The sequence below is a fragment of the Arthrobacter sp. K5 genome, from assembly GCF_040448525.1.
In the GTDB taxonomy this organism is placed as follows: Bacteria; Actinomycetota; Actinomycetes; order Actinomycetales; family Micrococcaceae; genus Arthrobacter; species Arthrobacter globiformis.
Genome location: NZ_CP159279.1, coordinates 80805 through 97828, shown reverse-complemented (window position 1 = coordinate 97828; position 17024 = coordinate 80805). Strand labels below are relative to the sequence as shown.

At 66.3% G+C, this 17024-nt stretch carries 16 protein-coding genes and 1 tRNA gene; 2 read left to right on the top strand and 15 right to left on the bottom strand.

What is annotated here, in order from left to right; genetic code table 11:
* Nucleotides 1-116 precede the first annotated feature (116 nt).
* Nucleotides 117-3512 carry a pyruvate carboxylase gene (locus ABRP34_RS00435; protein WP_353711843.1) on the bottom strand — a complete coding sequence of 1132 codons (3396 nt, stop codon included), beginning with the start codon at nt 3510-3512 and terminating at the stop codon, nt 117-119.
* Nucleotides 3513-3816: 304 nt separating this feature from the next.
* Here ABRP34_RS00435 and ABRP34_RS00430 point away from each other — a divergent pair, with 304 nt between their 5' ends.
* Nucleotides 3817-4638 carry a ParA family protein gene (locus tag ABRP34_RS00430; protein WP_353711842.1) on the top strand — a complete coding sequence of 274 codons (822 nt, stop codon included), beginning with the start codon at nt 3817-3819 and terminating at the stop codon, nt 4636-4638.
* 96 nt (nt 4639-4734) lie between these two features.
* Here the strand turns inward: ABRP34_RS00430 and ABRP34_RS00425 are convergent, their stop codons facing one another.
* The 5 genes from ABRP34_RS00425 to gcvH all read right to left on the bottom strand — a co-directional run bounded on the left by ABRP34_RS00425 (nt 4735) and on the right by gcvH (nt 7835).
* Nucleotides 4735-5331, bottom strand: a complete 597-nt coding sequence (locus tag ABRP34_RS00425) for a MerR family transcriptional regulator (protein ID WP_003801807.1) — start codon at nt 5329-5331, stop codon at nt 4735-4737.
* Nucleotides 5332-5583: 252 nt separating this feature from the next.
* Nucleotides 5584-6087, bottom strand: a complete 504-nt coding sequence (locus ABRP34_RS00420; protein WP_003801809.1) for a bifunctional nuclease family protein — start codon at nt 6085-6087, stop codon at nt 5584-5586.
* Nucleotides 6087-6803, bottom strand: coding sequence for a MerR family transcriptional regulator (locus tag ABRP34_RS00415; RefSeq protein ID WP_353713277.1), 717 nt, complete (start codon nt 6801-6803; stop codon nt 6087-6089). Before ABRP34_RS00415 ends, ABRP34_RS00420 begins: the two co-directional genes overlap by 1 nt.
* 22 nt (nt 6804-6825) lie before the next feature.
* Nucleotides 6826-7302, bottom strand: coding sequence for an FHA domain-containing protein (locus ABRP34_RS00410; protein WP_003801812.1), 477 nt, complete (start codon nt 7300-7302; stop codon nt 6826-6828).
* A 146-nt stretch (nt 7303-7448) separates the two neighbouring features.
* A complete protein-coding gene (gene gcvH / locus ABRP34_RS00405) occupies nt 7449-7835 on the bottom strand; it encodes a glycine cleavage system protein GcvH (RefSeq protein WP_003801813.1) in 387 nt (128 codons plus the stop codon).
* A 154-nt stretch (nt 7836-7989) separates the two neighbouring features.
* Between gcvH and ABRP34_RS00400 the strand changes: the two genes are divergently transcribed.
* Nucleotides 7990-8862 (top strand): DNA-formamidopyrimidine glycosylase family protein, encoded by an 873-nt coding sequence (locus tag ABRP34_RS00400; protein WP_353711841.1) that lies wholly within the window; start codon nt 7990-7992, stop codon nt 8860-8862.
* Nucleotides 8863-8943: 81 nt separating this feature from the next.
* Here ABRP34_RS00400 and ABRP34_RS00395 read toward each other — a convergent pair.
* The 9 genes from ABRP34_RS00395 to ABRP34_RS00355 form a co-directional block, all read right to left on the bottom strand.
* A tRNA-Pro gene (locus ABRP34_RS00395) sits at nt 8944-9020 on the bottom strand.
* 140 nt (nt 9021-9160) lie between these two features.
* Nucleotides 9161-10711 (bottom strand): ribosome biogenesis GTPase Der, encoded by a 1551-nt coding sequence (gene der / locus ABRP34_RS00390; protein ID WP_003801817.1) that lies wholly within the window; start codon nt 10709-10711, stop codon nt 9161-9163.
* Between the two features lie 10 nt (nt 10712-10721).
* On the bottom strand, nt 10722-11438 hold the full coding sequence (locus ABRP34_RS00385) for a lysophospholipid acyltransferase family protein (protein WP_353713276.1): 717 nt from the start codon (nt 11436-11438) through the stop codon (nt 10722-10724).
* A 10-nt stretch (nt 11439-11448) separates the two neighbouring features.
* A complete protein-coding gene (gene cmk / locus ABRP34_RS00380; protein ID WP_306922245.1) occupies nt 11449-12162 on the bottom strand; it encodes a (d)CMP kinase in 714 nt (237 codons plus the stop codon).
* The gene (locus ABRP34_RS00375; RefSeq protein WP_353711840.1) at nt 12162-13271 is read right to left on the bottom strand and encodes a prephenate dehydrogenase; all 1110 of its coding nucleotides are present in this window, start codon (nt 13269-13271) and stop codon (nt 12162-12164) included. Before ABRP34_RS00375 ends, cmk begins: the two co-directional genes overlap by 1 nt.
* A 3-nt stretch (nt 13272-13274) precedes the next feature.
* A complete protein-coding gene (locus ABRP34_RS00370; protein WP_003801825.1) occupies nt 13275-14495 on the bottom strand; it encodes a pseudouridine synthase in 1221 nt (406 codons plus the stop codon).
* Between the two features lie 106 nt (nt 14496-14601).
* Nucleotides 14602-15231: an SMC-Scp complex subunit ScpB gene (locus tag ABRP34_RS00365; protein WP_353711839.1), complete on the bottom strand. Its 630-nt coding sequence runs from the start codon at nt 15229-15231 to the stop codon at nt 14602-14604.
* The gene (locus tag ABRP34_RS00360) at nt 15228-16067 is read right to left on the bottom strand and encodes a ScpA family protein (protein ID WP_353711838.1); all 840 of its coding nucleotides are present in this window, start codon (nt 16065-16067) and stop codon (nt 15228-15230) included. The genes ABRP34_RS00365 and ABRP34_RS00360 overlap by 4 nt, the downstream gene beginning before the upstream one ends.
* Nucleotides 16068-16072: 5 nt before the next feature.
* Nucleotides 16073-16972 (bottom strand): AAA family ATPase, encoded by a 900-nt coding sequence (locus ABRP34_RS00355; protein ID WP_003801831.1) that lies wholly within the window; start codon nt 16970-16972, stop codon nt 16073-16075.
* Between the last annotated feature and the right edge of the window lie 52 nt (nt 16973-17024).

The following is a 17024-nucleotide window of genomic DNA, read 5'->3' as shown; positions in this document are numbered from 1 at the left end:
TGGCGCCGTCCCCACAACCTTTTTCTGTTTTCCACCCTACCTGCAGGGCGGCCACTGGCCACCCTGCAGGCTAGTCAGCGGTCATTCTGCCCGCCGGGCAGCTGCCCAACAGTCGCCTACTCGACGACGATCAGCAGGTCACCGCCCTGTACCTGTTCCACAGCGGAAATGGCCAGCCGCGTCACCTTGCCGCCCACCGGCGTCGTGATGGATGCCTCCATCTTCATGGCCTCGATGGTGGCAATGGTGTCGCCTGCGTTGACGGTGTCGCCCGCCTTGACGGTGACCGTCACGGCGCCCGCGAAGGGAGCGGCGACGTGGCCCGGGATGGACGGGTCCGCCTTCTCTGCCGTCTTCACGTTACTGACGACGGACTTGTCGCGCACCGAGACCGGGCGGGACTGGCCGTTCAGCGTGCACATGACCGTGCGCATGCCCTTCTCGTCCGGCTCGGACACGGCTTCCAGGGACGCGATGAGGCGCACACCCTTTTCGAGCTGGATTACGTGCTCCTCGCCGCGCTGCAGGCCGTAGAGGTAGTCACGGGTGTCCAGGACCGAAACGTTGCCGTACATCTCCCTGCTCTTGAGGTAGTCCTTGGTGGGACCGGCGAAGAGCAGCCGGTTCAGCGTCTGCTGGCGGGTCTTGGAGTCACCGCGGAGAGCGGCGCTGTCCTCGGCACTCAGCTCGGCATCGCGCACCTTGATGCTTCGACCCTGGAGGGCCTTGGTGCGGAACGGTTCCGGCCAGCCTCCGGGAGGATCGCCCAGCTCACCGGACAGGAACCCGATGACGGAGTCCGGGATGTCGTAGTTCTGCGGGTTCTCGTTGAAGTCGGCCGGGTCTGCGTTCAGGCCCACGAGGTGCAGAGCGAGGTCGCCCACCACCTTGGACGAGGGGGTCACCTTGACCAGGTGGCCAAGGATCCGGTCGGCTGCGGTGTACATGTCCTCGATCGCCTCGAAGCGCTCGCCCAGGCCCAGCGCGATGGCCTGCTGGCGGAGGTTGGACAGCTGGCCGCCCGGGATTTCGTGCTGGTATACGCGGCCGGTCGGGCCCGGCAGGCCCGACTCGAAGGGAGCGTAGACCCTGCGAACGGCTTCCCAGTACGGCTCGAGTGAGCTGACGGCGGCCAAGCTGAGCCCGGTGTCACGTTCAGTGTGGGCCAGGGCAGCAACCAGGGCCGACGCCGACGGCTGGCTCGTGGTGCCGGCAAGGGATGCCGAGGCGACGTCAACGGCGTCGACGCCTGCATCGACTGCCGAGAGCAGGGTGGCGAGCTGGCCGCCCGCGGTGTCGTGGGTGTGCAGGTGGACCGGGAGGTCAAAGCGTTCCCGCAGTGCCGAGACGAGCTTCGCGGCGGCTGCCGGACGCAGCAGGCCTGCCATGTCCTTGATGGCCAGGATGTGGGCGCCGGCTTCGACGATCTTGTCCGCCAGGCCCAGGTAGTAGTCCAGCGTGTAGAGCGTTTCGTCCGGGTCCAGCATGTCCCCCGTGTAGCACAGTGCCACCTCGGCGACGGCGGTGCCGGTGGCCCGGACGGCGCGGATGGCAGGTGCCATCTGGCTGACGTCGTTCAGTGCATCGAAGATGCGGAAGATGTCGATGCCCGTGGCCGCTGCCTCGTTGACGAAGGCCTCCGTCACTTCCTCGGGGTATGGGGTGTAGCCCACGGTGTTCCGGCCGCGGAGCAGCATCTGCAGGCAGACGTTCGGCAGGGCCTTGCGCAGCGCGGCGAGCCGGTCCCAGGGATCCTCGCCGAGGAACCGCAGGGCGACATCGTAGGTAGCGCCGCCCCAGGCCTCAACGGACAGGAGATCCGGCAGGAGGGTGGAGACCGCGGGTGCGGCGGCCAGCAGGTCCCTGGTGCGGACGCGGGTGGCCAGCAGGGACTGGTGGGCGTCGCGGAACGTGGTGTCCGTGACGGCGACGGCCGTCTGCTCGCGCAGCGCCTTGGCGAAGCCCTCCGGCCCGAGTTCCAGCAGCCGCTGGCGGGAGCCGGGGCGGGCTTCGATGCCCTTGACTGAGGGGAGCTTGTCCGCCGGGTCGCTGTGGACCGGAAGTTCGCCGTTCGGCTTGTTCACAGTGACCTCGGCGAGCCACGTCAGCAGCTTGGTGCCGCGGTCGGCGGAGACGCGCGCCTTCAGCAGTTCGGGCCGCTCGTCGATGAAGGACGTGGCCACGTTGCCTGCGATGAAGTCGGCGTCATCCAGGACGGCCTGCAGGAAGGAGATGTTGGTGGAGACACCGCGGATACGGAATTCCGCCAGTGCGCGGCGAGCCCTGGCAACAGCGGCGGGGTAGTCCCGGCCGCGGCAGGTGAGCTTTACCAGCATCGAGTCGAAGTGCGGGCTGATCTCGGCACCCGAGTAGACGGTACCGCCGTCGAGCCTTACGCCGGCACCGCCGGCGGAGCGGTAGCCGGTGATCTTTCCGACGTCGGGCCGGAAACCGTTGGCCGGGTCCTCGGTGGTAATGCGGCTCTGCAGCGCGGCGCCCTTGAGGAAGACCGTTTCCTGGGACAGGCCCAGGTCAGCCAGGGTCTCGCCGGCGGCGATGCGCATCTGCGCCTGGACGAGGTCGACGTCGGTGACCTCTTCCGTGACGGTGTGCTCCACCTGGATACGGGGGTTCATTTCGATGAAGACGTGCTGGCCGGCGCGTTCGCCCACGGTATCCACCAGGAACTCGACCGTTCCGGCGTTGACGTAGTTCAGGGCCTTGGCGAACTTCACGGCGTCCCGGTACAGGGCCTGGCGGATGCCTTCGTCCAGGTTGGGGGCCGGGGCGATCTCGATGACCTTCTGGTGGCGGCGCTGGATGGAACAGTCACGCTCGAAGAGGTGCATGACGTTGCCCTCGGCGTCGGCCAGGATCTGGACCTCGATGTGGCGCGGGCGCAGCACGGCCTGCTCAAGGAACATGGTGGGGTCCCCAAAGGCCGCGTCGGCTTCGCGCATGGCGGACTGCAGCGCCTCCGGCAGGGCCTCGCGGGTGTCGACGCGGCGCATGCCGCGCCCGCCGCCGCCTGCCACGGCCTTGGCAAAGATGGGGAAACCGATCTCATCCGCAGCGGCGAGAAGCTCGTCGAGGTCCTTCGACGGCGCACTCGACTTCAGCACGGGAACGCCGGCCTTGCGGGCGGCCTCCAGGGCTGCCACCTTGTTGCCGGCGAGTTCCAGGACCTCTGCGGGCGGACCCACGAAGGTGATGCCTGCGGCCTTGGCGGCACGCGCAAGGTCGGGGTTCTCAGAGAGGAAGCCGTAACCGGGGTAGATGGCGTCCGCGCCGGACTCCTTGGCAACGCGAACCACCTCGTCAACGTCCAGGTAGGCGCGGACGGGGTGTCCCTCTTCGCCAATCAGATACGCCTCATCGGCCTTCTGGCGGTGGATCGAGTTACGGTCCTCATTGGGGAACACAGCGACTGTCTTGGCGCCCAGTTCGTAGCCAGCGCGGAAAGCACGGATTGCGATTTCTCCGCGGTTGGCCACCAGAATCTTGGAAAACATACTTCTCCTGCATCATTGCGGGTGGTATCGGTAAGTGGTCACAGTGTGTAAGACGGGCCGGAGGAAACACAAATCATTGTGTCTACCATCACAGAATTATCCGTCATGTCCGGGCCATATTCACTGCCGGGCCTGTATTTACTGCGAGGCATGCCCGGATCCCGATAAGAAGGGATTCGGGCCGAGGTCAACATATGATGAATGGGGCGGCGGAAGCCTGCCCCTGTTCCTGCAGCACCATCGGGCAGCACCGGAACGGAACGTACCCCAACACGGCAACCGGCGTTAGGTATTGGTTTATCAAGTGCAAGTAGTCAGCATAAGCAGCCTCAAGGGCGGTGTCGGCAAGACATCCGTGACAACCGGACTGGCGTCTGCGGCACTGGCCGCAGGCATCCCAACCCTCGTAGTTGACCTCGATCCCCATGCCGACGCCAGCACAGCCCTCGGGGTGCAGCCCAGCGACAAGCTGGACATCGGCAGAATGCTGAAAAATCCGCGCAAGGCCAAGATCGCCGAGAACGTTGTGCCCAGCGGCTGGATCAGCCGGGCAGCCACCAATGGTTCAGGCCCAGCGGTGCTCGATGTCGCCGTCGGGTCCGCGTACACCGGGATCTACGACCGGCCCGACCTCGGCAAGCGCGATCTGCGCAGGCTGTCCGCGGTGCTCGCCGGTGCGGACGCCTATGAGCTCATCCTGGTGGACTGCCCGCCGTCCCTGAACGGGCTCACCCGCATGGCCTGGTCCGCCAGCAACAAGGTGGCCCTGGTGGCCGAGCCCGGGCTATTCTCCGTCGCCGGTACCGAACGCACCATGCGGGCCATCCAGCTGTTCCGGCAGGAATTCGCGCCGAACCTCTCCCCGGCCGGCATTGTGGCCAACCGGGTGCGCTCCGGATCCTCCGAGCACGCTTTCCGGCTCGCCGAGATGCAGGCCATGTTCGGTGACCTCCTGCTGGCCCCACACATCCCGGAGCAGGCCAACTGGCAGCAGATCCAGGGCGCAGCACATTCCGTCCACCACTGGCCCGGCGACTCCGCCAAGGCCGCGGCCAGGCTCTACGACTCACTGCTCGAAAATCTTATGGCCGCCAACAAGACCAGCCGCAGCCGGGTGGCCCGCTAGCAGCGTGGTTTGCTCCCAGCCATGATCCCGCTGCATGCAGAAGGCCGCCTCCCCTACGGGAGGCGGCCTTCTGCGTAAATCTCGCGGCTGCCGCCGCTAGCCGATCTTGCGGGCGGCGCGGCGCTTGCTGAGTTCGTCGTCCGGGAACGTCTGTTCGCCGGCGTGCTCGCTGGGCAGCGAGGCGAGGCTTCCCTCGACTTCGCGCCACACGCGGCCCACGGCGATGCCAAACACGCCCTGGCCGCCCTGCACGAGATCGATGACCTCGTCCGCGGAGGTACATTCGTAGACGCTGGCGCCATCGCTCATGAGCGTGATCTGGGCCAGGTCCTCGACACCGCGTTCACGGAGGTGCTCCACGGCGCTGCGGATCTGCTGCAGGGATACCCCGGTGTCCAGCAGGCGCTTGACCACTTTCAGGACCAGGATGTCGCGGAAACCGTAGAGCCGTTGGGAGCCGGAACCTGCTGCGCCGCGGACTGCAGGCTCCACCAGGCCGGTGCGGGCCCAGTAGTCGAGCTGCCGGTAGGTGATCCCGGCCGCCTTACAGGCCGTGGGCCCGCGGTAGCCGGCGTCCTCGTCCAGAACGGGGAGATCCTCAGTGAAGAGAAGGCCCTGAGCACCGCTTGCGGGCACGGCAACGCCGGCCGTCGAGGGTTGCTTCAGCTCGCCTGCTTCGCCTTTCGGACTCACGTGGATCCTCCTTGTCATGAGCTCCCCTGAGGAAGTTGCCGCAACAGCTGCTACGCGCATGAAGTCCGGAAGAAATTCACGCTTGTAATTCGGCCGGAGTAGCACTTTCCAGTGTGACTTGCGCCGCTGTCGTATGCAATGGGAACTTGGTACCTTCGACGTTAGGCCTGCCACGGCCCAAGGTCAAAGACGTTCGCTTGATTATCGGGGCGTGTCGAAAGTTTCAGCCTTAACTTTAACCTTAACGTGACCTTAGCCGTCGAAATCCTCGGGTTCGACGTCGTCAAGGAACTCCCGGAACCGGCGCAGCTCGCGCTCTTCCTCCACCGTGGGGCCGGGCTCAGTGTCCTCGCCTTCGTCATGCTCGGTGATGCGCACGCCGGCCTCGTCCATGACAGAGTCGGCGCACCAGATCCGGCACTTGGCGCGCAGTGCGATGGCCAGCGCATCGGATGCCCTTGAGCTCACCGTGGCCCCGTTCTCGAACTGGAGCTGGCCGTAGAAGATGTTGTCCTCCACGGCCACGATGTTCACGCTGACCACGGAATGCCCGAGCGTCTCCACGACATCAACCAGGAGGTCGTGGGTCATGGGGCGCGGCGGCACCACGCCCTGCTGGGCCAGCGCAATGGCACTTGCCTCGGGTGTCCCGATCCAGATGGGAACGTGCCGTTCTCCGTGCATCTCGCGGAGCAGAACCAGGGGCTGGTTTGAAGGCAGTTCGATGCGGACGCCCACAATCTCGACTTCGATCATCAGATTTCCATCCGCGAGATACGGTCCTGCACGAGGGCCCGGTGCAGGGTGAGGCAGAGGTCGCTGATTTCCCGGGCGGCTTCCGCCGCGCGGGCCTGCGATGCAGCGTCCCGTCGCGAGGTCAGGGTGGCCACGGCCCGTTCAACGAGTCCGAATTCGCGCTCCGCGGCTGCCTGGAAGGGCCGGAGGTGCCGTGGCTCCAGGCCGTGACTCTCCAGCTGGACGCAGGCGCGCGCCACCTGGAGGGCGTGCTCGTCAAATTTGCCGTCAGTGTGCCCGATGAGGCCGAAGCTGAGCAGGGACTGCAGGAGCGGCACGCTGGCCCCCGACTCCGCGCGCAGCTGTTCCTCGCTGAGCCTGCGTGCTTTGTTCTGGAGTTCCGCGGCGAGCTCGTCCGAGACGATCCGCGGGGAGACGGTAACCCCGGGCGGAAGGTTCTCGGGCCGTTCGCCCCTGTCGATGGCGTCAAGGTAGTCCTTGATGACCTTCAGCGGCAGGTACTGGTCGCGCTGAAGAGACAGGACGAAGCGGAGCCGTTCGACGTCGCTGTCGGCGTACTGCCGGTAGCCCGCGGGGGTACGCCGGGGATTGATGAGTCCTTTTTCCTCAAGGAACCTGATTTTCGACGCCGTCATGCTCGGAAAGTCATCGCTCAGCTGAGCGAGCACTTCCCCGATGTTCAGGACCAGTGGTCCCCGGCGCTCCGGTTGTGCCATTGCCACAGGCAGCCGCTCCGAATCAGACGCGTCCTGCTGCGCGGGCAGGGCTCAGGTAGAAGGTGAGACGGAACTTGCCAATCTGGACTTCGTTTCCGGACCTCAGTTCCACGCTGTCCACGCGGTCATGGTTGACATAGGTGCCGTTCAGGCTTCCGGTGTCCACCACCTCGAAGCTCCGCGGTGTGCGCCGGAACTCGACGTGGCGGCGGGAGACCGTCACGTCGTCGAGGAAAATGTCAGCATCCGGGTGCCGCCCGGCCGTGGTGACATCAGAGTCAAGGAGGAACCGGGCACCCGAGTTCGGCCCGCTGTGGGCCACGAGCAGGGCGGAGCCGGAGGGCAGTGCCTCGACAGCAGATCGTTCCTCCGGGGAGAGCTTGGGTACGATCGTTGGCTCGTCATGAACCGGAGTGAGGTTGATCGAGGTGGTTTCCGAGGCCCTGCCCGCACCCGTGCCGTAATCGCCGTTGGTGTGGTTCTGTTCGCCGCCAACCATGGATTCCTCCTCCTTCGTTGCAGATGTCCCCCTGCAATCAACGCGTACCGTCCGGGGCTGCCTGGCAGCTCCGGTGTGCCGCCCGCCGTCCGGCCATTGGGGTCCATTGCTGGACTCCGGTGGCCGGGCTGCGGGACTGGTTAGCTTTAGCCTACCTGTTGTTCGTACTCCGATGCACTGAGCAGGGAATCCACTGCATCAGGTTCGGCGAGCTTGACTTCGATGAGCCAGCCGTCGCCGTACGGATCGGAGTTAATGAGCGCTGAATCGCTGTCGAGCGCCTCGTTGCGGGCCACGATCTCGCCGGAGACAGGCGCGTAAATGTCGCTGACGCTCTTGGTGGATTCAACCTCCCCCACGACGTCGTTTGCCTTAACAGTGGTACCAACTTCAGGCATCTGGGCGTAGACGACATCCCCGAGGGCGTCCTGGGCGAAGTCGGTGATCCCCACGCGGACCACGCCATCGGCATTCGGTGCGGTCACCCATTCGTGTTCGGCGGTGTAGGACAGATCAGAGGGAATGTTGCTCATCAGGGGCCTTTCATCGGGTCAATCACCAATGTCAACGGAGGCGTAGGGAACAGCCACCGGTTGAAAGTATATGCACAACTCCCTGGCCGCCGGATGTGCCATGATGCCCCGCGGAAACCGCCCGATCCGGCATCCCGTATGGCAAAGTGGTGCCATGCCGGAACTACCCGAGGTGGCCGCACTGAGCACGTTCCTCGACACGCGGCTGCGCGGCGCGGTGCTGGAGAAGCTGCAGATCCTGTCGGTGGCCGTGCTCAAGACGGCCGACCCGCCCTACACGGCGCTGGCGGGCCGAACGATCAGCGGCGTGGAGCGGTTCGGGAAGTTCGTCAGCATCAACGCCGACGGCCTGTATTTTGTCTTCCACCTCGCCAGGGCGGGCTGGGTCCGCTACACCGAAAAGCCCTCGCCCGATCCGCTCAGGCCCGGCAAGGGTCCCATCGCGGCACGCCTGCTCCTCGCCGGGGCGGACGGCGGGAAGATGGGCATCGACCTGACCGAGGCGGGCACCAAGAAGGGCCTGGCAATCTACGTGGCGTCAAAACCGGGCGACGTTCACGGCATCGCCGAGCTCGGCCCGGACCCACTGGCGCCGGCCTTCAGCCGGGAGATGTTCGCCGAGATCCTCGCCGGGCACGCGCATCAGATCAAGGGTGTCCTCCGGAGCCAGAGTGTCATTGCCGGCATAGGTAATGCGTACAGCGATGAAATCCTGCACGCGGCGAAAATTTCCCCGTTCGCCATGGCCAATTCCCTGGAACCGGCGAAGGTCGGGATCCTGTTCGACGCCATCCACACCGTCCTGGGAGCCGCAGTGGCGCAGGCCCAGGGGAAGGCGCCCGCCGACCTCAAGGATGCGAAACGGAGCGGCATGAATGTGCATGGCCGCGCCGGCCAGCCCTGCCCGGTATGCGGCGACACAGTCCGGGAGGTGTCCTTCGCGGACACTGCGCTGCAGTACTGCCCCACCTGCCAGACCAACGGCAAGATCCTGGCCGACCGCAGAACGTCCCGCTTCCTCAAGTAGCGCGTGCCGCCGTCGGGCGGCAACAAAAAACGGGCAACAAAAAAACCCCGCCGACCCGGTTGGGTTGGCGGGGTTTTGTTGTGGTCGGGCTGACAGGATTTGAACCTGCGACCCCTTGACCCCCAGTCAAGTGCGCTACCAAGCTGCGCTACAGCCCGTCAGTTCCGCCGTTCTCCGCTTCGGTGATCATTCCAAAGAATTTCACCTAAGCAGTCCGGCCGAACCACCTAGAAGAGCTTACACGATTCCGGAGGGTGCCAGTGACACTTTCCGGCATTCGCCGCCCGGTGTGTCGTAATTAACGCTTCTTGCCACGCTTTTCACGCACACGCATGCTGACTTCGATGGGCGTTCCCTCGAAGCCAAAGGTTTCCCGCAGGCGGCGGGTGATGAACCGGCGGTAGCCCGGGTCCAGGAACCCCGTGGTGAACAGGACGAACTTCGGGGGCCGGCTGGACGCCTGCGTACCGAAGAGGATGCGGGGCTGCTTGCCGCCGCGGACCGGGTGCGGGTGAGCCGCCACCAGCTCGCCCAGGAAGGCGTTGAGCCGTCCGGTCGGAATGCGCCTGTCCCAGTTTTCCAGCGCCAGTTCCAGCGCCGGCACCAGGCGGTCCTTGTGCCAGCCGGTCTTTGCGGAAATGTTGACGCGCGGTGCCCACTCCACGTGCGCCAGGTCCTGTTCGATTTCGCGTTCCAGGTACCGGCGGCGTTCGTCGTCCAGCAGGTCCCACTTGTTGAACGCGAGCACCAGGGCGCGCCCCGATTCGATGGCCAGCTGCAGGATGCGGACATCCTGTTCGCTGAGCACCTCGTCAACAGCCAGGAGAACGACGGCGACCTCCGCCTTTTCCAGCGCGCTCTGGGTCCTGAGGGAGGCATAGAAATCGGCGCCCTGTGCCATGTGCTGGCGCCGGCGGATGCCGGCGGTGTCCACGAAGCGCCAGGTCTGGCCGCCGAGCTCGATGAATTCGTCAACGGGGTCTCGCGTGGTGCCGGCGGTGTTGTCCACCACCACACGCTCGGAGCCGGCCAGCTTGTTCAGCAGGGAGGACTTGCCGACGTTGGGACGTCCGATCAGGGCGATCCGGCGGGGGCCGCCGGAGCGTTCAACGCCCTCGACGGTGGAGAATTCCGGCAGGGTGTCCATGACGTGGTCCAGCAGGTCGGCGACGCCGCGGCCGTGCAGCGCGGAGACGGGGTACGGCTCGCCGAAGCCCAGGCCCCACAGGACTGCCGAGTCGGCTTCCTGCGCAAAGTCGTCCACCTTGTTGGCCACGAGGATGACAGGCTTCTTGCTCCGCCGGAGCATCTTCATGACAGCCTCGTCGGTGGCGGTTGCGCCTACGGCAGAGTCAACGACGAACAGCACGGCGTCAGCGAGCTCGACTGCCATTTCGGCCTGTTCCGCCACCCGGGCGTGAATGCCGCGGGCATCGTGCTCCCAGCCGCCGGTGTCCACCAGGGTGAAGTTCCGGCCGTTCCAGTTCGCCGAATACATCACCCGGTCACGCGTCACGCCGGGGGTGTCCTCCACGACCGCCTCGCGGCGGCCGAGGATGCGGTTGACGAGGGTTGACTTGCCGACGTTCGGGCGGCCGATGATGGCGAGCACGGGGTCCAGCTTGAGCGGGCCCTCAAGCTCGTCCTCGTCGTGCAGGCCGCTGAGGAGCGCGGCGTCTTCCTCGTCGAGTTCGTAGTCGTCCAGTCCGGCGCGGAGGGAGGCGGCGCGAAGCTCGGCCTCGTCGTCGTCCAGGGCTGCCAGATGTTCAGCCACCTGGTCCGTGCCGGTGGGCGTGTATTCGTCTTCGCCGGCGCCGGAGTGGCCGGAAGTTTGAGTCGTATCGCTCATTGCACTTTCCTTAATGGTGGTCTGCCGGCGGCCCGGCTACTGCTGTTGTACGTTGGTGCGGATGATCCGCGGAGGGCAATGACAGCCCGCTGAGCCGGACAGTGTCGCGGATGTGCGCGGCCAGAGTGTTACGGATTTCCGTAGCCGCCCTGTCCATTGAAGCACGCCCGGTTTCTTCCGGTTTCCGGCCGAGCGCGAGGGGCTGGCCAAAGCTGACGTGCAGCCTGCGGCCCGGTTTCGGGATGCTGTCCAGGTGTTCGCCGCCCTGCCGCGTGCCCAGGATGGCCACGGGCACCACGACGGCGTCGGAATTCAGGGCGAGCCACGCCACCCCGTTGCTGATGCCGGCTGCGGTGCCGCTCCCCCGGGTTCCCTCGGGCAGGATGCCGACGCAGCGGCCGGCGTCGAGCACGTCCTTGCTGAGCTGCAGGACCGAGCGGTCCCCCGCCCGGTCAACCGGAAGCTGGCCCGATGCCTTCAGCACGCGGCCAAGGAAGCCCTTGAACATCTCCTTCTTAACGAGGATGTGCATGGGCCGGGGTGAGGCACCGAACATGACGGGTCCGTCGAGGAAGCTGATGTGGTTTCCTGCGAAGATCACCGGCCCCGCGGCCGGGACGTTGGAGCGCCCGGTCACGGATGTGCGGTAGACGATGTTGTTCAGGAACCGGCCGACGGGCCGGCTCCAGGCCATGGTCCAGCTGCCGGGAACTCCAGCCCCCGGCATCCTGGCGGAATCACTCATGGTTGATGACCTTGGTGACGATGCGCAGCGCGGCGGACACGGTTTCCTCGAAATCCAGCTCCGATGAATCCAGAGTCACCACGCCGTCCGCCGCCTGGGTGAAATTCACCACCGTGGAATCCTTCGCGTCCCGCTGGGTCACCTGGGCGGCCAGCTGCTCAGCGCTTTGCGTCCCGCCGAGCTGGATGCCGCGACGGCGGAGCCGCGCCTCCTCGCTGGCGGTCAGAAGCATGCGGACCTGGGCAGCGGGCGCGACGACGGTGGTGATGTCCCGGCCCTCCACCACCATGCGGCGGTTGTGCTTTTCAATCAGGGCGCGCTGGCGGCGGATGAGTTCCGTCCGGGCACCGAGCGTGGTGGCGACGGCGCTGACGGCCGAGGAGATGGCCGGTTCCCTGATGGCGTCGGTGACGTCGGTGCCGTCGACCCGCACATACTCGGTGTGCGGGCTGGTGCTGATGTCAAGCGGCAGTTCTTCGGCGGCCAGTTCGACGGCGGAGGCATCGGCGAGGTCTGTGCCGCGGTCGAGGCAGTACCAGGTGAGGGCACGGTACATGGCGCCCGTGTCCAGATACGCAAGGCTGAGCCGGCGGGCCACTTCCTTGCTGACGCTGGACTTTCCGGAGCCGGACGGCCCGTCAATGGCCACCACGAGCGGGCGGCCAAGCCGGAGGGCAGGCAAAGTTTCGGTCAGTTCCTGTGTCATTACTGCAGTACCCGCCATCCACGGTCGCTTAGTGCTTCTACAAGGAGGTCATGCGCGCTCGGCAGCACCGAGATCTCCACCATGCCCACATTCTGCCCTGAGGAGTGGTCCAGCCGGAGATCTTCGAGGTTGACGCCAATCTCACCGATCTCGGTCAGCAGCCTGGCGATCTGGCCGGGCCGGTCGTCCACGAGCACCGTGAGCCAGGAATATGCCTGCGGCGGCCCGCCGTGCTTACCCGGAATCCGTGCCTGCCCGGCGTTGCCTTCACTCATCAGTTGGGCCAGGTCGAGACGGGCTCCGGCGGCTGCGGGGTCCTCAAGCGTTCCGATCAGCCGGTTGAGGTCGTCGCGAACCCCGTAAAGGATCTGCACCACCTTGCCGGCATTCGCACCCAGGATCTGGACCCACAGCGTGGGGTCGCTGGCTGCGATGCGGGTGGTGTCGCGGAGCCCGTTCCCCGCGAGGGAGAGGGCGTGCAGCGGCGTGTCCTGCAGACGGGTCGCCAGCAGCGAGGACATCACCTGCGGCAGATGGGACACCAAGGCCACGGCGCCGTCGTGTTCCTCGGCCGTGAACTGCGAAACGACAGCACCGAGGTCGGTGGCCAGCGCCCGCGCAGCCTGGACCGCCCCGGCCGAGGATTCCTCGGTCGGGCATACAACCCACGGCATGGAGGTGAAGAGCTCGCCGCGGGCGGCGACGGGCCCGGATTTCTCGCGTCCGGCCATGGGGTGGGTACCGACGTAACGGCTGAGGTCCGCGCTGCGGGTGCGCAGGTCATTCAGGATCGCCGCCTTGACGCTGGCGATGTCGACGACGGTGGCGTACGGATAGCCTGCCAGCGCTCGTTCGACAACGTCCGCGGTTACGTCCGGCGGCGATGCGACAACCACGAGTTCAGGACTTTCGTCCCCCATGGCCGTCAGCGGGAGGCCGGCGCCGATGTCGACGGCGACCGCCTGGTTGGTGGGCGAGGGATCGGACAGGTAGACCGCAACGCCACGGCCGCGCAGGCCAAGGCCGATGCTGGTGCCGAGCAGGCCAGTGCCAATAACGACGACCGGGCCGTTCAGGTGGCCGCGGCCGTGCGTACGGAAAGCCGACATCCCTTACAGCCCCACGGATGCCAGCAGGTGGCCGACTTCCTGCTTGCCCAGGTTGCGGATGCTTCCCTGGCGCTGGTCGCCCAGACCGATGGGGCCCACCTTGACGCGCACCAGGCGCAGCACCGGGAAACCGACGGCGTCGAACAGGCGCCGGACAATGCGGTTCTTGCCGGAGTGCAGCACAACTTCGATCAGCACGTGGCCCGGAGTTGAGTCGACCAGCCGGAAGGAGTCGACCGACGCGAAGCCGTCCTCGAGTTCGATGCCGTCCTTGAGCTGCGCGCCGATGCCCTGCGGGAACGGCCCGCGGACCTGGACGAGGTAGGTCTTGGGGACCTCGTAGGACGGGTGGGTCAGCCGGTTGGCCAGCTCGCCGTCGTTGGTCAGCAGCAGCAGGCCTTCGGTGGCAACGTCCAGGCGCCCGACATGGAAGAGCCGTTCACCCTGGTTGTTGCGGATGTAGTCGCTGATGCACGGCCGGCCTTCGGGGTCCTCCATGGTGGACACGACGCCCTTGGGCTTGTTGAACACCATGTAGACCAGCGTGTCATCGAGCTGGATGCGCAGGCCGTCCACGTGGATAACGGCGGTCTTGGGGTCGACGCGGACGCCGAGCTCGGTCACGACCTTGCCGTCGACTTCCACGCGGCCCTCGGCGATCATTTCTTCACAGACGCGGCGCGAGGCGACTCCGGCCGAGGCCATGACCTTCTGCAGGCGGACGCCGTCGGCGTCGTGGACTTCCGACTGCGGCACCTCGGCGCGGGGACCGCGCGTGCGAGAGGGCCGGCGGACCGGCCCCAGACTCTGGCCGAAGCGTTCGCTGCCGAACGCGCGCGAACCCGCCGTCTTGGGGGCGCCGGACTTGGGCTTCAGCGCGCCCGGGGTGCCGGGGGCCTTGTTCGCTCCGGGCTTCCGGGCAGCGGCGGCCTTGCGTGCGCCGGCCTTGGGTGCCCCAGTCCTGGACGCGGGGGCCTTGGACCCCGGCTTCCAGTCGCCGGCCGGCCGGCGGCCCGCGGGTGCCTCGTCCGGATCGACGAAGCGCTCCTCGCGTGGCTTGGCCTTGTAGGTGCGGTCGCCGAAGGGGCGGTCGCCGCCCTTGGGGAAGTCGCGCTTCCCGGCGCCCGCCCCGCGGCCCTGTGCTGCGCCGCGCGGCGCGTTGCGCTCCGGACCTTTACGTCCGGAGCTGTTACGTGGTGAACCCTGGCGTCCCGCCTGTGTCATGACCCGTCCTCTGTGATTTTGACCGGCAAAGGTTGTCCAGAGACAACACTAGCCAGCCGTGCAGATTAAATCTGCCCTGGTAAAAACTGCTTCGCAGGCGTGGCGCCTACATTCTTCCGGCGTCGTAGAACTCTTCAATTCCTTCAAGCCCCGGAAGGTGCGGTGAAAGGTGAGGCAACTCAGCCACCGAGCCGATTCCCATGCGCTCAAGGAAATACGACGTCGTGCGGTACAGGACAGCGCCCGATTCCGGATCTGTTCCGGCATCCTCGATCAGCCCGCGCTGGGTCAGCGTCCGCACGACAGAGTCAACGTTGACTCCGCGAATTGCAGACACCCTTGCCCTGGACACCGGCTGCCGGTAAGCGATGACGGCGAGTGTCTCGAGCGCCGCCTGGGTCAGCCTGGCTGTCTGCCCTTCCAGGACGAAACTACCGACGACGTCGGCGAATTCAGCCCGGGAGTAGATGCGCCAGCCGCCGGCGACATTCCGCAATTCAAAACCCCGGGGGCTGGAAGCGACTTCATGCTCAGGTCCATTACTGCCAGTTTCCATATCCGGGGCTTTAACAGTATAGCCGTCATAATCACGCTGCAGGTCCAGCAGCAGCGCCTCGACGGCGGGCACCGTCAGGTTGAGTCCTGCCGCGAGGTCGGTGGCGGAGGTGGGCTCGTCCAGCACCATCAGCACCGCCTCAAGCGCGGCGCGTTCCCGGCCCGCAATTGGATCCGTCATGGCTGCTCCTCATATTCCTCACTCAGGTGCTCCCCTGTCCATCCGGTGCCGGCCGCTGTCCAGCGCACGGTCAGGTCGCCCAGCGGCGCCACCTGGTCGAAGGCCACCACCTGGTCCCTGAACAGCTCCAGAAGCGCCAGGAAGCGCGCCACCACAACCAGGGTGGATTCGGCGTCGGCGATCAGCGCCCGGAATGTCAGGGGCCGGCCGTCCTGCAGCCGCAGTCCGATCAGCTCCGCCTGCTCGCGAACACTCACCGTGCCGCCGTGCAGGTGGGCCACACCGACCTCTGTCGGCGCCGGGGCCTTGGGCTTGAGGGCGGCCTCGGCCAGCGCCGCGAACTGTGCGGGGCTGTGCTTCCAGACGAGCTCCGGCAGCATCGCGGCGAAATGTTCCTCGAGGGCGACCTGCCGCGGATAGCGAAGGGACTCCAGTTCCAGCGTGGCGTCCATCAGCGCGGCGACCTGTTTGAAGGCCTTGTACTGCAACAGCCGGGCAAAGAGCAGGTCACGTGCCTCGAGGAGGGCGATGTCGTCGTCGTCCTCCACCTCGCCTGCGGGCAGCAGGCGCGCTGCCTTCAGGTCCAGCAGCGTGGCCGCGATGACAAGGAACTCGCTCGCCTCATCAAGGGCCCACTCCTCCCCCAGCTCCTGGAGGTTCCGGATGTACCGGATGAACTCATCGGTGACCGTGGCCAGGGCCACCTCGGTGATGTCCAGCTGGTGTTTGGAGATCAGCCCCAGCAGGAGGTCAAAGGGGCCGCTGAAGTTGGCAAGGCGAACTTCGAAGCCGGACCGCCTGGCCTCGGCGGGGGGCGTTGCCGGCTCTGCGGTCATGCGGGCTAGGGCGCGCCGCCGCGCGAAATCAATTCCTTGGCGAGGCGGCGGTAAGCGTCGGCACCCACATGGTTTCCGGCGTAACTCGTGATGGGCTCGGCGGCCACGGTGGCGTCGGCGAACTTGATGGAGCGCTTGATGACGGTTTCGAAGACCTTGTCCCCGAAGGCTTCCACCAGTCGGCTGATGACCTCGCGGCTGTGCAGCGTGCGGGCGTCGTACATCGTGGCCAGCACGCCGTCCACCTGCAGCCGCGGGTTGAGGCGGTCCTGGACCTTGTCGATGGTTTCGACCAGCAGGGCCACCGCGCGCAGCGCAAAGAATTCGCAAATCAGCGGAATGATCACGCCGTGGGCCGCGGTCAGGGCGTTGACGGTAAGCAGGCCGAGGGAAGGCTGGCAGTCGATGAGGACGACGTCGTACTCGTCCTCGACCTTCTTGAGCGCCCGGTCGAGAACCTGCTCGCGTGCCACCTCGTTGACCAGCTGCACTTCGGCCGCGGAGAGGTCGATGTTGGCGGGCAGCAGGTCCACGTTCTCCACGCCGGTCTGGTGGATGGCCTCGCGGATGTCGATCTTGCGGTCCATCAGGACGTTGTAGACGGTCAGATCCAGTTCGTGGGGGTTGACGCCGAGCCCGGCGGACAGGGCGCCCTGGGGGTCAAAGTCCACCAGGAGCACACGCCGGCCGTATTCGGCCAGCGCCGCGGCAAGGTTGATGGTGGAGGTGGTCTTGCCCACCCCGCCCTTCTGGTTAACCATGGCTATGACGCGGGCCGGTCCATGGGAGGACAGCGGCGCGGGCTCCGGAAAATCGCGGTGGGGGCGGCCCGTGGGACCCATAACGGCGTCTTCCAGGTCGAGTTCCGTGCCTTCCAGAGTTGCTGAACCCTGTTCGCTGCTCACGTATCAATCCACACTTTCGATGACGGTGATTTTCTGCCGCTGTCTGCCAGCG

Coding starts and splice junctions, on each gene's coding strand:
- ABRP34_RS00435 (WP_353711843.1), bottom strand. CDS start 3,512: ATGTTTTCCAAGATTCTGGTGGCCAACCGCGGAGAAATCGCAATCCGT.
- ABRP34_RS00420 (WP_003801809.1), bottom strand. CDS start 6,087: ATGATCGAAGTCGAGATTGTGGGCGTCCGCATCGAACTGCCTTCAAAC.
- ABRP34_RS00415 (WP_353713277.1), bottom strand. CDS start 6,803: ATGGCACAACCGGAGCGCCGGGGACCACTGGTCCTGAACATCGGGGAA.
- ABRP34_RS00410 (WP_003801812.1), bottom strand. CDS start 7,302: ATGGTTGGCGGCGAACAGAACCACACCAACGGCGATTACGGCACGGGT.
- gcvH (WP_003801813.1), bottom strand. CDS start 7,835: ATGAGCAACATTCCCTCTGATCTGTCCTACACCGCCGAACACGAATGG.
- ABRP34_RS00400 (WP_353711841.1), top strand. CDS start 7,990: ATGCCGGAACTACCCGAGGTGGCCGCACTGAGCACGTTCCTCGACACG.
- der (WP_003801817.1), bottom strand. CDS start 10,711: ATGAGCGATACGACTCAAACTTCCGGCCACTCCGGCGCCGGCGAAGAC.
- ABRP34_RS00385 (WP_353713276.1), bottom strand. CDS start 11,438: ATGCCGGGGGCTGGAGTTCCCGGCAGCTGGACCATGGCCTGGAGCCGG.
- cmk (WP_306922245.1), bottom strand. CDS start 12,162: ATGACACAGGAACTGACCGAAACTTTGCCTGCCCTCCGGCTTGGCCGC.
- ABRP34_RS00375 (WP_353711840.1), bottom strand. CDS start 13,271: ATGTCGGCTTTCCGTACGCACGGCCGCGGCCACCTGAACGGCCCGGTC.
- ABRP34_RS00370 (WP_003801825.1), bottom strand. CDS start 14,495: ATGACACAGGCGGGACGCCAGGGTTCACCACGTAACAGCTCCGGACGT.
- ABRP34_RS00365 (WP_353711839.1), bottom strand. CDS start 15,231: ATGACGGATCCAATTGCGGGCCGGGAACGCGCCGCGCTTGAGGCGGTG.
- ABRP34_RS00360 (WP_353711838.1), bottom strand. CDS start 16,067: ATGACCGCAGAGCCGGCAACGCCCCCCGCCGAGGCCAGGCGGTCCGGC.